Origin of the sequence: Hyphococcus sp., from assembly GCF_965228385.1 — a bacterium.
Classification (GTDB): domain Bacteria; phylum Pseudomonadota; class Alphaproteobacteria; order Caulobacterales; family Parvularculaceae; genus Hyphococcus.
Genome location: NZ_OZ245810.1, coordinates 3,212,007 through 3,225,075 on the forward strand (window position 1 = coordinate 3,212,007; position 13,069 = coordinate 3,225,075).

General features: G+C 58.1%; 13 protein-coding genes. 6 read left to right on the plus strand and 7 right to left on the minus strand.

Annotation, left to right across the window (positions count from 1 at the left end; genetic code table 11):
• Nucleotides 1-48: 48 nt before the first annotated feature.
• From ACQK2Q_RS14970 to ACQK2Q_RS14985, 4 genes are all read right to left on the minus strand, one after another.
• Nucleotides 49-795 (minus strand): SPFH domain-containing protein, encoded by a 747-nt coding sequence (locus ACQK2Q_RS14970; protein ID WP_425410547.1) that lies wholly within the window; start codon nt 793-795, stop codon nt 49-51.
• Between the two features lie 37 nt (nt 796-832).
• Nucleotides 833-1,144 carry an NfeD family protein gene (locus tag ACQK2Q_RS14975; protein WP_425410548.1) on the minus strand — a complete coding sequence of 104 codons (312 nt, stop codon included), beginning with the start codon at nt 1,142-1,144 and terminating at the stop codon, nt 833-835.
• 6 nt (nt 1,145-1,150) lie between these two features.
• Nucleotides 1,151-2,680 (minus strand): NfeD family protein, encoded by a 1,530-nt coding sequence (locus ACQK2Q_RS14980; RefSeq protein WP_425410549.1) that lies wholly within the window; start codon nt 2,678-2,680, stop codon nt 1,151-1,153.
• Between the two features lie 183 nt (nt 2,681-2,863).
• Entirely contained in the window at nt 2,864-4,084 is a 1,221-nt protein-coding gene (locus tag ACQK2Q_RS14985) for a threonine ammonia-lyase (RefSeq protein WP_425410550.1), read from the minus strand.
• 105 nt (nt 4,085-4,189) lie between these two features.
• On the opposite strand from ACQK2Q_RS14985, the gene ACQK2Q_RS14990 reads away from it, so the two are divergent.
• The 5 genes from ACQK2Q_RS14990 to ACQK2Q_RS15010 all read left to right on the plus strand — a co-directional run bounded on the left by ACQK2Q_RS14990 (nt 4,190) and on the right by ACQK2Q_RS15010 (nt 9,700).
• Nucleotides 4,190-5,623: a protein adenylyltransferase SelO gene (locus tag ACQK2Q_RS14990; RefSeq protein ID WP_425410551.1), complete on the plus strand. Its 1,434-nt coding sequence runs from the start codon at nt 4,190-4,192 to the stop codon at nt 5,621-5,623.
• Nucleotides 5,624-6,043: 420 nt separating this feature from the next.
• Nucleotides 6,044-7,327 (plus strand): hypothetical protein, encoded by a 1,284-nt coding sequence (locus tag ACQK2Q_RS14995; RefSeq protein ID WP_425410552.1) that lies wholly within the window; start codon nt 6,044-6,046, stop codon nt 7,325-7,327.
• 3 nt (nt 7,328-7,330) lie between these two features.
• Nucleotides 7,331-7,771 carry a hypothetical protein gene (locus tag ACQK2Q_RS15000; protein WP_425410553.1) on the plus strand — a complete coding sequence of 147 codons (441 nt, stop codon included), beginning with the start codon at nt 7,331-7,333 and terminating at the stop codon, nt 7,769-7,771.
• Between the two features lie 105 nt (nt 7,772-7,876).
• Nucleotides 7,877-9,307: a hypothetical protein gene (locus ACQK2Q_RS15005; protein ID WP_425410554.1), complete on the plus strand. Its 1,431-nt coding sequence runs from the start codon at nt 7,877-7,879 to the stop codon at nt 9,305-9,307.
• Between the two features lie 69 nt (nt 9,308-9,376).
• Nucleotides 9,377-9,700, plus strand: a complete 324-nt coding sequence (locus tag ACQK2Q_RS15010) for a heavy metal-binding domain-containing protein (protein ID WP_425410555.1) — start codon at nt 9,377-9,379, stop codon at nt 9,698-9,700.
• A gap of 47 nt (nt 9,701-9,747) precedes the next feature.
• Here ACQK2Q_RS15010 and ACQK2Q_RS15015 read toward each other — a convergent pair whose 3' ends face one another.
• Nucleotides 9,748-10,395 carry a c-type cytochrome gene (locus ACQK2Q_RS15015; RefSeq protein ID WP_425410556.1) on the minus strand — a complete coding sequence of 216 codons (648 nt, stop codon included), beginning with the start codon at nt 10,393-10,395 and terminating at the stop codon, nt 9,748-9,750.
• A 248-nt stretch (nt 10,396-10,643) separates the two neighbouring features.
• Between ACQK2Q_RS15015 and ACQK2Q_RS15020 the strand changes: the two genes are divergently transcribed.
• Nucleotides 10,644-11,492 carry a prephenate dehydratase gene (locus tag ACQK2Q_RS15020; RefSeq protein WP_425410557.1) on the plus strand — a complete coding sequence of 283 codons (849 nt, stop codon included), beginning with the start codon at nt 10,644-10,646 and terminating at the stop codon, nt 11,490-11,492.
• Here ACQK2Q_RS15020 and nudC read toward each other — a convergent pair whose 3' ends face one another.
• The gene (nudC, locus tag ACQK2Q_RS15025) at nt 11,493-12,401 is read right to left on the minus strand and encodes an NAD(+) diphosphatase (RefSeq protein ID WP_425410558.1); all 909 of its coding nucleotides are present in this window, start codon (nt 12,399-12,401) and stop codon (nt 11,493-11,495) included. It lies immediately after the preceding gene.
• A gap of 38 nt (nt 12,402-12,439) precedes the next feature.
• A complete protein-coding gene (locus ACQK2Q_RS15030) occupies nt 12,440-12,937 on the minus strand; it encodes a hypothetical protein (RefSeq protein ID WP_425410559.1) in 498 nt (165 codons plus the stop codon).
• Nucleotides 12,938-13,069 lie beyond the last annotated feature (132 nt).

The following is a 13,069-nucleotide window of genomic DNA, read 5'->3' on the forward strand; positions in this document are numbered from 1 at the left end:
AAGACTTTACCAAAACTGAGGCCCGCCGCGGCGAAAGTCCGCCGCCGGCTACCGCCGCAACTGATCCGCCAGCTGGTTGAGCGAGAACGGGAAAACGATGGTGTTGGTCCGGTCGCCGGCGATATCCTGCAGCGAGTTCAGATAGCGAAGCTCCATCGCCCCGGGCGACGTCGCCAGAACGTTGGCCGCTTCTGAGAGTTTTGCGGCCGCCTGGAATTCGCCTTCCGCCAGAATGACTTTCGAACGCCGTTCCCGCTCGGCTTCCGCCTGGCGCGCAATGGCGCGGATCATCGATTGATCGACGTCTACATGCTTGATCTCGACATTGGACACCTTGATGCCCCAGGCCTCGGTCTGAAGATCCAGAATTTCCTGAATATCCTTGTTGAGCTTGTCGCGCTCCTGCAGCATTTCGTCGAGATCATGCTTGCCGAGCACAGACCTCAACGTTGTCTGCGCCAGCTGGCTTGTCGCCGCCATGTAGTTTTCAACCTGCACAACGGCGCGCACCGCATCGACCACGCGGTAATAGATAACGGCGTTCACTTTCACAGAGACGTTGTCCTGCGAGATTACATCCTGAGTGGGCACGTCATGAACAAGCGTGCGCATATCGACCTTGCGCATGGTCTGGATCACCGGAATCAGCAATATCAGGCCGGGGCCGGCGGCCTTGTTCCCGACACGTCCGAGCGTGAATATGACGCCGCGTTCGTATTCTTTCAGAACCTTGATGATGCTTGTCAAAATGACAAATGCGAAAACGGCGAGAGGGATCAAAAATCCGATGCCCATAAATTTCTCCTGTTCGTTGCCGGCCTTTAAAAACGCGTCAGCCCTGCTTTTTTACCTTCAGTAATAATCCGTTCACGGCGCTTATAGCCACCTCGTCTCCCGGCGCCAGCGCATCCTTTGACTGCGCGCGCCATAATTCGCCGCCGGCCGAAACGTATCCTTCCTGGCCGGACCATTCCACAACCTCGGCGCGGTTGACGTTCATCGCCTCGCCGACGCGGAAAGGCGTTTTCCACCGCATGAAAATCAAACCATACAGTTTCGCAAGCGCAACAGCGCCAAACCCGACGAGCAGCGCCGCCATGACAAAGGCGCCGGGATTCGATGTCATGTCTCCCAGTGAGGGCATGAGGGATCACGCCTCTTTGGGCTGGAGCACATCCAGCAGGCCGCCGCCCTTGGCCTGTTTCACCGTGACAATCAGCCCGTCTACGCTTGTCACGCGCACCTTGTCCCCGCGGGAGAGGGGCTTGTCGCAGCGCGCGCGCCAGCGTTCGCCCTCGATAATCACCCAGCCTTCATTGCCATGCCATTCGTCCACGACGCCTTCGCGCCGCCGGACCGCATCGCCGCCAATCAGGGGGCCGTGGCTGCGCGAGCCGATGATGGCAAAAAGTACGATGGCGAGAAAACCGCCCAGGATTACAAGGATTGAACCGATGACAGAGGGCGAAACGCGAAACCCTTCGGGAAACACAATAAAGAGCCCGAATCCGAATACCGCCATGCCGGCCAATCCGGCGAGCCCGAAAGTGGGCGTATAGGCCTCGACCGTGATCATCATCACGCCGACCCCCATGAGCGCGAGTCCGAGCCAGTTAAACGGCAGGACCTGAAACGCATATAAACCAAGAAAAAGACAGAGGACGCCGACGACGCCCGGAAAGATCGAACCGGGATTCCACATCTCGATAATGATGCCGGTAGTCGCCAGCGACATTAAGATCACGGCGACATTCGGATCCGCAATGAAGCCCAGGATCTTTTCAACAAGCGTCGGCTCAGCGCGTTCAAGGCGCACATTTTCCGTATTCAGCGTTTTTTCGCCGGAAGCGACGTTAACCGCTCTTCCGTCGATCTGTTGCAGTAGATCGTCAATATCGTTTGCGATCAGATCGATGACGCCCAGCTCTAGCGCTTCATTGGAGGTCACAGACACTGCGTCGCGCACAGCGCTCTCAGCCCAGTCGGCGTTACGCCCGCGTTCTTCAGCCAGCGCGCGGATGTAAGCGACAGAATCGTTGATGACTTTCGCGCGTAACGCGTCGTTTGATGATGCCGGCGGCGAAACGGTGCGGTCGCTATCCTCAACGCTTCGGGGGGCGGCGTTGCGCGCTTCGTCATCGGCTTCGGGCCCGGCCCCGTTTTCGGTTGCTTCCGGATTATCGACGTTTTCAACATCATCCTGATCTTCACCGAAGCCGGGATCCTCTTCGTCGAAGGGGCTTTCTCTGGAGGGGCTGCCGCCAACCTCAACCGGGGTCGCAGCGCCCGTATTGGTCGCCGGCGCCATGGCTGAAACATGGGCGGAATACATGATGTAAAGCCCTGCGCTGGCGGAGCGCGCGCCCTGCGGCGAGACATAAGTCGCCACCGGCGTATCCGACGCCAGTATGGCCTTGATGATGGTTTTCATCGAATCCATCAGTCCGCCGGGCGTATCGATCTCGATGATGACGATTTCTTTTCCGGCGCTGGACGCCGCAGCGATCTCTCGCGACAGATACTCCGCGACTGGCGGCGTAACGGGTCCGTTCAGCGTAAGAAGAACGCCTTGCCGGCTGTCCGTATTCTGAGGTTGCGCAAAGGCGGCAATCGTAAGCAGGGCGGCGCCAAAAGCGAAAAGCCCTGCAAAAAACCGGATGCGGAATTCGCTTCTGATCATGCCCTCGCCCCATTTTTGCCTGTTGTTAAAATAGGTTGAAATTGTGGATAATCAACGGGCGCGTGTATTAAGTCGCCCACAAGGCCGCGTCTGGGGAAGGCCGTTGTCCGATTGCGGCAAGCTTACCGCATCTAATTACCTGAATGGCTGTGCGCCGTCCGCTGGCGGCGGATATATGCTGTTCTAGTAGGCGGCGATTTCAACTTCGTAGCCTTCTTCCCTCAAATTGCTGAGGATACGGTCCAGGTGGTCCTGACCCTGGGTGTCGATTGTGACATCCATACAGGTCATCTTCGCGGGCAAATCGGAATATGTCCGGTGGTGTCCCACATCGATCACATTGCCGTCCTGACTGGCGATGATTGTCGCGACTTTCACCAATTGGCCCGGCATATCGAGAAGTTGCACCCGCAATCGCGCGAGCCTGCCTGCGCGCGCCAGATCCCGCATCAGGATCATCGATAATAGCCGCGCGTCGATGTTGCCGCCGCAAAGGACGAGACCGATGGTCTTGCCGACAAAACGCGCAGGATCTGCGAGCAACGCCGCCAGCCCGGCGGCGCCTGCGCCCTCAACCAGCAGTTTCTGCTCCATCATCAGCATAGAGAGCGCGCGCTCCAGAATGCGCTCATCCACGGTGACGATATCATCGACATTGTTTTGCACGATCTGTCGCGTAAGCGCGCCAGCGTCTTTGACGGCGATCCCTTCCGCCAGCGTGTTGCCGCCAGTCGGCCGTTCGCCGCCGTCCAGCGCATTGATCATGGACGGGAACAAAGCCGCCTGTACGCCAATGATTTCGGTTTTTGGCGAGATATCTCTTACCGCGAGGCTCATGCCCGCGATCAGCCCGCCGCCGCCGATGGGAATGACCATGGCGTCAAAATCCGGACCGTCTTCAAGCATTTCAATAGCGATTGTGCCCTGGCCTGTTATCACGTCAGGATCGTCGAACGGGTGGACGAAAATCAGGCCCCGCTCCTTTTGCAAAATTGCGACTGCGGCTTTCGCTTCATCAAAATCATGTCCCGCCAGCACGACTTCCGCGCCGTGTTCGCGTGTCTGGCGCACCTTAACGTCCGGCGTCGTCACCGGCATGACAATCGTCGCCGGCACGCCCAGCGCCTTTGCATGCCGCGCGAGCCCCTGCGCGTGATTGCCAGCCGATGCAGCGATAACGCCGCGCTTGCGGTCTTGCTCCGGGATCATCATGAGTTTGTTCAGCGCGCCGCGTTCTTTAAACGCGCCCGTATACTGAAGATTTTCAAGCTTCAACCAGATATCCGCGCCGGTAAGCGCCGAAAGTTTACGGGCGTGCACAAGGGGCGTCCGCTTGACGCCGCCAACGATTCGCGCGGCCGCTTCGCGTACATCCTTGGCAGTGGGCAGTCCGGGCGAGTCCATGTGTCAGCCTTGCGTTTTGTGTGTTACAGACGTCTGTCTGCGGCGATTTCGCGCCCGCAGCAAAGTCCCGTCTTTTGACGCAAAATTTCAACAGGGTCCAGATTCTTGGCGGAAAATTATCGCGCTGATACGGTTTTTGCTCGATTGGGCGACGAAAATGGCGCGCCCCATTACGATCTCGTGGAGCCGGCGGAATTTCCCGAGCATATCCTGCGATATCGCAATCAGCGATGGGCGGCCCGCGTTGGTCTGGCGAGCCTCAGTGATGACGCGTGGATCAGGCATTTCGGCCGTTTCGAGCCTTTGCCGGACAATCTTACCCAACCGCTGGCCATTCGATATCACGGCCATCAGTTTCGAACCTATAATCCCGATATCGGCGATGGGAGAGGCTTTTTATACGCCCAGCTGCGCGATGATCAGGACCGTCTTCTCGACCTCGGGACGAAAGGCTCCGGCCAGACGCCCTATTCGCGCTTTGGCGACGGGCGCCTGACCCTGAAGGGCGGGGTGCGCGAAATTCTGGCGACGGAAATGCTCGAAGCCCTCGGCGTTTATACCTCGAAAAGCTTCAGCCTGATCGAAACGGGCGAGGCGTTGCAGCGTCAGGATGAACCCTCGCCGACGCGATCGTCTGTGCTTGTGCGTCTTTCGCATTCGCATGTGCGCTTCGGCGTTTTCCAAAGGCTCGCCTTCGAAAAAAACGAAAATGCCATCGCCGCTTTAATCGATTACTGCATTGAAAATTATTTTCCGGCGCTTTCAACGCCCGGCGACAGCAACGTTATCGGCTTTTACACATCCGTCATTCAGCATACGGCGCGATTGGTGGCGCAATGGATGGCGGCAGGGTTCGTTCACGGGGTCCTGAATACCGACAATATGAATGTCACCGGCGAAAGTTTCGACTATGGGCCTTGGCGGTTTGCGCCCACCGCCGATCCCGGCTTCACCGCCGCTTATTTTGACCAGACAGGGCTTTATTCTTTTGGGCGTCAGGCGGAGGCGGGGGCCTGGAATTTAGCGCAACTGGGCGGCGCCCTGGCGCAGCAAGCGGACGTCGATGCGTTGAACAAAACGCTGCAGCTTTTTTCAGGGTTTTATGAAACCGCCATGGCGGACGCCTATTTCGAACGGCTTGGCTTGAAGCGCACGGGAGCCGATGATTTCAAATTCGTTGTGGATTTTCTGAAATGGATGACGGAGACCGGCGCGCCATACGAGCAGGTTTTTTTCGACTGGTTTTGCGGCGCGGCGTCTGTCGACCGGGCGGATCACAGCGCTGTGGCTGAGCTATATCAACAAGAAAAGTTCGCCAGCCTGAAATCCCGGTTGCTTCAATATACGCCGATCAATCCCGAACGCCTTGAAAGCCGGTATTTTCAGAACGCCGGACCCTGCACCATGCTGATCGATGAAGTCGAAGCGATCTGGGCGCCGATTGCAGAAAAAGACGATTGGTCAGCATTTGAGCGAAAGCTGGAAGCTATCGCCGGCATGCGGGACGCGTATCAGTTCAACGCCTCCCGCTACGCGTGAAGCTGAACTATTTCCTGACGGTTTGAGAAAGCCGATTGACGCTGCGCTGCAAGACGCATCCAAGCGCCAGCGCCATATTTGAACCGATAAACCCGAAAATAATCCACTCGACAATACTAAACATGTCTCTCGCCTCCATGCTTCGTAAACACCAGCGTCGGGCAAATTGATGAAAATTTTTGCTAATTTTTTCGGGGCCTTGCTTAAAATCGCGGTAACCGGACAACCGCCTGATTTTTGGGCTGTTTGGGCGCTGTTGATGGCGCGGGTTGTTCCCTTGCGGGCTTTTTGGGGTTAAGCTCGCATGGCGACCGGCGCGTTTCGAACGCCATTATGGCCATTCGGAGCGGCGCCGGCGGGGTGTGTAGGCGTCCGGGCGGCTAATGGGCCGGACCGGAGCAGGGGGAACGCGAGGGGTCGATGACGTCCGAAGTCGTGTTGATGAACCGTCAGGCGGTGGCGATGGCGGCGGACAGCGCCGTCACTATTTCCGGCGACCGATATCTGAAAACCTATCAATCTGTAGACAAGCTTTTTCCGCTTGTGGAAAACCAGCCTGTCGGCGTGATGATCTATAACAACGCCGAAATCATGTCGACGCCCTGGGAAACCGTGATTTCGCTTTATCGCGAACAGGCGCGCAGCCGGCCGCTCGACACGGTGGCGGCGTATGCTGAAGATTTCATGGAGTTTATTTCCGGCAACCCCGACCTTTTCCCGGCAGACCATCAGGACACGGAATTCTTTAAAGTTGTGGCTGTCGTGTTCACTGTTCTCGCTGAAGAGTTCGATCACCAGGTCAGGAAATTTGCAGAGTCCCACAAGGGGGGCGTGCGGGACCACACCTCATCGATATTCGAGTTTGTGGTCGGTCAGCTGCATACCGATTATCAGCGGTGCCCTGACGATAGCCCGCGCGGCGATCTGCCGTGTTTCCCGCGGGGCATGGCCGAACAGGTCCGCCGCCGTTACGGCAATGAAATCGAGCAGTTGATGCAAAGCCTCATCGGTTCGCTGAAACAAGAATATCCCGGCCTGTCGGTGAGCGAGGGCACGAACGCCAAGCTTCGCGAAATCGCCGTTTTCGCCGTCATCAAGGATGCGTTTTTCGAACATTATACAGGCGTTGTCTTCGCCGGTTTCGGCGCGAAGGAAAAGTTTCCCTCCATGCGCTCCTATCTGGCGTCGAGTGTTATTCTCGGCATCCTGAAACGAAAGCGCGACCGCCAGGCGGATATCGGCGCCGATACGGGGCCGGTGTTTCAACCCTTCGCGCAGGACCGGATGATCCGCACGTTCCTCACCGGCATGGATCAGTATCTGCGTATGTTTATTTATTCGGAGACATTGAAGCTCTCCATGGGGCTTGTCTCCGACATTGTCGGGCGCACGCCGAATCTGAGCGATGCGCAGAAAAATGCAATTTTCCGGGACTACAGCCAGAACAATCTCGGCCACGCGCTCAATGAGTTTTTTCGCTCTGTGGATAATTATCAGTATGCGGTGCACACGCGGCCGATCCTGCGGGCCATCAATTCGCTGCCCCGAAAAGAGCTGGGCGAGACCGCGGCGTCGTTGATCAAGCTTAATTCTTTCCAGCAGAAAGTAATGCATTCGGTCGAAACGGTGGGCGGGCCCATTGACGTCGCCGTCATTACACGCAATGGCGGCCTTGAATGGTCGCGCGAAAAACCGGAGCTTTAGGCCATGAGCGAGCGCTTGAAACAGATCTGGTCAGGCTTTTCCAGCGAGACGACGCGCAAGCTCACCGGGCGCGGCGTCGATAATATTCTGGTGCCGCACCGCACTGATTATGCGGAAACCGACGAAGGATTTTTGCCGGAAAATTACAATGCGCCGGCGGAGTCGGCTTTTTCCGCCCTGCGCGAAAGCCTGACGAAAAAAGAAAAAATGTTCGGCGGCAAGAAACAGCCGGCGCAGACAGACGCCCGGCTGCCGTCCGAAGCGGAAGATTTTACGGCGGCGACCGCCTTTTCATCGTCAAGCGATGATTTGATCAGGGGTTTACGCGCTACAGCCATGCGCGTAGAGCGTCCAGATTACAATTACGGCGCGTTTTTCGATTCCGCTGAAGGCAAGGCGCATTTCAAGAAACATAAAAAGAAAAAACGCTTCGGGCTTTTTTGAACCTTGCGGCGTTGATGCAGGCTTTGCGGCATTGATAAGCAAAGTCGAACACCCGCATCATCGCGCTTCCGCAACAATGTTTTTCCAACCTACTTCGGGGGATTTATGACCGTCAGACATTCATTTCGTTTGAGCGCTTCGCGGAAACGCGGCCGCGCGGTAAGGATGCTGGCGCGGGCGGGTTATGCGTGCGTTGCGGCGGCTTGCGTATGGCCCATAAGCGCGGCCGCGCAGACTGCTAACGCAAACTGGGCGCCGACTCCCTATCCCGCTCATTGCGTGGAGGCGGCCAAACATTACGACGCGCTGCCGAAAATAAATATCGATTCCGACTACGAGTCGCCGAACGAAGTCGTTGTCAATTACACGGAATTCGTCGATCCGGAGACCGGCGAATACGCGCCAGGGCTGGCGAATGCGGTCAGCGCGCTGGGCGGCATGGTCGGTTACGCGGACAAGCTTAAAGCCGCATATGAGCAAGCGGCGCGCGATTACTGGAATCATTTTGACCGGACCGGCCGTTCCGATCCGGCGCTGGAAAAAGAATACGGTTACTGGAAATGGCGGCGCGGGCAATTTTCCCGTGAAGTGGCCGGTATTCAGGGTGTGGGCATGGCGTCCGGCAGCGGCGCTGCGCAATTTCTCTCCAATACGCTCGGCGGGCGGTTTGGCGTCCCGTCTGGCGTACAGAATATCGACGATTCGCGCGATTACGATTATGTGCGATACAGTCAGTGTACGTTAGAACACGGACAGACCGTTGAAGAGGCGATTGAGTACGAAGTGCTTCTCGATGCGATTCCCGGCAATGTCGAGGCCGTATCGAGCTGGGTCGAAGCCATGGAAATCGACCGGCTCTCCCCCCAGGATAAAGCGTTGCTGGTGAATGTCATGCGCGAGCGCAGAAAAACCGACACCGGTTACGATGGTACGCCGCATAGCGGTCTTTCCGGTTCCGCCGAGGCGGTGCGTGCGGCGCTGGATCAGGCGCGCGAAGGCGTATCGGCGACGCTGTCCGCCTTTCTCGAATTCGTCAATTACGGCGCAAACAGTCTGGAAACGGGAAAGCATTCATGGCGGCTGGCGGCGCCGAAATATCCGGGCGGGTCAAGTTTCGGTGCAATTACTAGGGAACAGTATGATTGGATGGCGGCGAATTCGCTTTATCTTTACGGCATCCATCCCACGAAAAACGGCGCGCAGGTCGGCGCCGAATTTTTTCCAGGCGGATATGAACAGGCCGGCAAGTGCGCAACCGGCAAGCTGCCGGAGGCGGCGCGGTACATGCATGACCGCCTCGGTCCGGTGATGGATAAGGCCGCGCAAGAGCAGACCTACAACAAGGAATTTTGCCTCGAGCCCGCTTATCGTCTGCGGGGATCGCGAAATCCGCTGGTGCCGCGGCAGGCGGAAAATTACGCCTGCATGGGACAGGACGCATGGCGGCTGGCGATGATTGCCTGCGCTACAGGCAATCCTGTCGGCGCCGATGAGGCCATTGCGCGCGCGCTTCTGTCGAAATATCCCGCACAGTAACCCCCGGCCGCGCTTGCCGTGCGTCGTTTAACACTTATCTGCCGTATCGGACAGAAATGGAGATGAGGTATGATTGTAACGACCACTGACGGCGCGCCTGGCCGTGAAGTCAGCGAAAGCATGGGCGTTGTCGCAGGCGAAGCTATTCTCGGCGTCAATATATTCCGCGATTTGTTCGCCGGCATTCGCGATATTATCGGCGAACGTTCAGGCGGGTATCAAAAAGCACTGCGCGAAGCGCGCGAACACGCCATGGCCGACATGCAAGCGGAAGCAGCCGCACTCGGCGCCGACGCAGTGATCGGCGTCGATATCGATTATGAGGCCGTCGATACGCAAAAAGGGGCGATGCTGCTCGTTTCGTGCAACGGCACCGCCGTGAGGCTTCGTTGACAGGCTTTTCGTGTAAGGCCCCGGCTTTTATAAGCAAGCCGACCGCATTAATCGTCTACAGGCTCGTTTTCGAGCGCTTCTTCCACAGTATCAAGTTCGGCGTCGTCATCCGCAATCTCCGGTTCTTCGGCTGGCGGCGCCGGCGCGGGTTCAGGGAACTCAACCGGACTGCCGGAAGTCAAAGTCGCCAGATAGGCCAGAATATCAGCGCGCTGATCGTCGCGGGCGAAGCGTTGGACCATGGCGGTGCCCGGAATGTATCCTTGTGAGTTTTCAAGATATTTATCGAGGCGCTCATAGGTCCATGTCCCGCCGAATTCCTGCAGCGCATTGGAGTAATTAAACCCGGCGTGGCCGGCGACGTCCCGTTCGACAATATCCCAGAGATTCGGCCCTGTGCCGTTCGCGCCGCCCTGCTCAAAAGTATGACAGGATTTGCACAACGCCGCCCGGCGCTCCCCCGCCGCGGCGCTCGCATTCGCCAGCAATGTGCCAAGGTCGACTTCCGGCTCGGCTTCTGCGGCGGACGTTGTCTCAAGCTGAATATCCCCGCCATAGGCCAGGTGCAGCTCACCGCCGCCGCCATGGTGCCCGCCGCCGAAAATCGCGGCCGTCAGTTGCGGCAAGCCGAAAATAAGGAGCAGGGCCGTTAGAACAGCCGCCGCGATCTTGTTGAATAAGAGTGGGTCATTCATGAAGCCGGCCCCGGTGATTTCCGTTAAAGCGCCTGCAATTCAGGCGTTGATCCCTAAAGTCGGCCGGTTTCTAGCGGCCTTCCCGGTTGGGCGCAATGCAGGTCCGCCGCCTCGCGGCGCGGCCATTGGGCGCGGCCTTTCACGCCGGCGGGCGAGGCGGGCTGTGTTGCGCGTTCATCCGTGATTGCGTTTCAGGCTTTTATACGTGCATAAGCGCACGCGCTTCTTTTGGAGATGAAAGGTCCGGCATGAGTGATGCGGCAGATAACGGGGATTATATCGCATATCAGGGCGAGCCGGGCGCTTTTTCCGAGCTGGCCTGCCTGACCTATGCGCCGGGTTTGACGCCGCTTCCGTGCGCCACATTTGAGGACGCCTTTGAGGCCGTTCGGACCGGCCGCGTCAAAAAAGCCATGCTGCCGATAGAAAACTCGCTCGCGGGCCGGGTGGCGGATATTCATCACCTCCTGCCGGATGCGGGGCTGCACATTATCGCGGAATATTTTCTGCCGGTGGAGCATCATTTGATGGCGCGTCCGGGCGTGACGCTCGATCAGGTGAAGATCGTGCGCTCTCACGCTATGGCGCTTGGCCAGTGCCGCCGGTTCATAAAAGACCACGCCCTGAAACCGGAAATGGCCGGCGACACCGCCGGCGCGGCGCGCCAGCTCGCTGAGCAGGGCCATGGCGATGAGGCCGTCATCGCCTCTGCGCATGCGGCGAAGCAGTATGGGCTGGACGTGCTCGCTGCCAATATCGAAGATGAGCCGCACAACACCACGCGCTTTCTGGAAATGTCGCTTGAACCTGAGGACGCCGACCCTGACGCCGGCGCCGTGGTGACGAGTTTCGTCTTCGAGGTCCGCAATATTCCGGCGGCGCTGTATAAGGCGATGGGCGGTTTTGCGACGAACGGCGTCAACATGACCAAGCTTGAAAGCTATCAGCTTGGCGGCGCTTTCACGGCCACCATGTTTTACGCCGATATTGAAGGACACCCGGCGCATGAGCCTGTGCGGCTGGCGCTGGAAGAACTCAGTTTTTTCTCGTCGTCATTAAAAATTCTGGGCGTATACGAAGCGGCGCGGGAGAGATAGTCAGCTTCTCGCCCAGCGCTCGATCAATTGCCGGGCGATGGTGAATTTCGGCGGCGCCCTGAAGTCTCGTTCTTCACCGTTCAGCACCGCCTGCACATCTTTTTTGTCGTACCAGCTTGCTTCGGCAAGTTCCTCCGTATCCAGATTGATTTCTCTGTTTTCGGTTGTTGCGTGGAATCCCATCATCAGTGAACAGGTGAACGGCCATGGCTGCGAGAAAAGATAGCGGACGTCGTCTATCGTCACGCCCGCTTCCTCGTATATTTCCCGCCGCGCGCATTCTTCAGGCGTTTCTCCAGCCTCCACAAAACCGGCGAGCGCCGACACAAAACCCGGCGGAAACTGATGGCCGCGCCCCAGCAGGCAGGCGCCGCTGTTGAGGACGAGCACAATCGCGACCGGATTGATGCGCGGAAAATGGTCCGTCTCGCATTGGGGGCAGCGGCTTTTGACGCCGCCCGCATCGAACTCGGTTTCGCCGCCGCACCTGCCGCAGAAACGATGGGTCCGACGCCACTCGAAATACCAGCGCGCCTGGCCGACAATGGAAAGATCGCCGCGTGTCAAAACGCCCGCCGCCATGCGCAACGGCGTATATTCGCCGATTTCTGCGAACGGCGCGCTTTGCGCTTCCCGTGCGGCCGAAGAAACGTCTATCGCGAAATAGGCGCGCCCCTCCTGATGGCCGATCAAGACAATGGGTGAATTCTTCGGAAATTCAGACCGCGCCGCCGCCGAAAGAAAGGCGGGCTTGCCGTCCGCCATCAGCGGATCGCCGCGCCACAGGGGCAGGAGGAGACTGCCGGGATCGTCAAGCCGCGCTTTTACAAATGCGCGCTGATCTTTTTCGATATTGATCCGCGACAACGGATTGTTCGCGAACCAGTTCGGATTTTCGCCGGGCTTCATGGCGTGGTTGTGCCGCTCTATAGGGCGGAGCGCAAGCGTCAGGCGCCGCTGCGGGAACCCTTGCGCAAGGCCGCCATGGTTTCACGGCGCAAGAACATAATCGTCAGGGCGAGCGCCCAGCTTGCGCAGGCGGAATAGAACAGCGCGGGCGAAAACGCTGTCGGCGTCTCGCCGTTCCATTCGACAGGCGTCGAAATCCCGAGCGGCGTGAACAAATGGAAAATAATGGCGCCGCTCATAATGGCGAATGCGATGAGCGCCCCGAAAAATTGCGACGGTCCGATCAGCGTTTTCTTCCGGGTGAGAAGAAAAAACAGCGGCGCTGCAATCAGCAGGAAGGAGGCCGCCAGTTCGCCGAGCCCGATAATCCAGGGGCCCGCAGGATAAAAAAGCCCGATGCCTGACCAGTCGCGCAAGGTTGTGAAAATATGTTCAGGCGTTTGATGTCCGGTGAATTTGAAACGCAGCGAGTCGATGAAAATGACCGATATGAAAAGCCCGCCGGCCCATGGCAGAAGAGAGAGAATTCGGTTCAATGTGCGCTCCCTTTAATACAGCGGATTGCGTGGAGCGCCTCCGCTTGGCGTGAAGCGCCCTTGTAACGCCTCCTAACATGAAGGCGGCGCGACGACGCATCACGAAGCTCCCACTTGCATTCACGAAGCTGA

Coding starts and splice junctions, on each gene's coding strand:
- ACQK2Q_RS15015 (WP_425410556.1), bottom strand. CDS start 10,395: ATGAATGACCCACTCTTATTCAACAAGATCGCGGCGGCTGTTCTAACG.
- ACQK2Q_RS15005 (WP_425410554.1), top strand. CDS start 7,877: ATGACCGTCAGACATTCATTTCGTTTGAGCGCTTCGCGGAAACGCGGC.
- ACQK2Q_RS14995 (WP_425410552.1), top strand. CDS start 6,044: ATGACGTCCGAAGTCGTGTTGATGAACCGTCAGGCGGTGGCGATGGCG.
- ACQK2Q_RS14980 (WP_425410549.1), bottom strand. CDS start 2,680: ATGATCAGAAGCGAATTCCGCATCCGGTTTTTTGCAGGGCTTTTCGCT.
- ACQK2Q_RS15020 (WP_425410557.1), top strand. CDS start 10,644: ATGAGTGATGCGGCAGATAACGGGGATTATATCGCATATCAGGGCGAG.
- nudC (WP_425410558.1), bottom strand. CDS start 12,401: ATGAAGCCCGGCGAAAATCCGAACTGGTTCGCGAACAATCCGTTGTCG.
- ACQK2Q_RS14975 (WP_425410548.1), bottom strand. CDS start 1,144: ATGCCCTCACTGGGAGACATGACATCGAATCCCGGCGCCTTTGTCATG.
- ACQK2Q_RS14970 (WP_425410547.1), bottom strand. CDS start 795: ATGGGCATCGGATTTTTGATCCCTCTCGCCGTTTTCGCATTTGTCATT.
- ACQK2Q_RS14985 (WP_425410550.1), bottom strand. CDS start 4,084: ATGGACTCGCCCGGACTGCCCACTGCCAAGGATGTACGCGAAGCGGCC.
- ACQK2Q_RS15010 (WP_425410555.1), top strand. CDS start 9,377: ATGATTGTAACGACCACTGACGGCGCGCCTGGCCGTGAAGTCAGCGAA.
- ACQK2Q_RS15000 (WP_425410553.1), top strand. CDS start 7,331: ATGAGCGAGCGCTTGAAACAGATCTGGTCAGGCTTTTCCAGCGAGACG.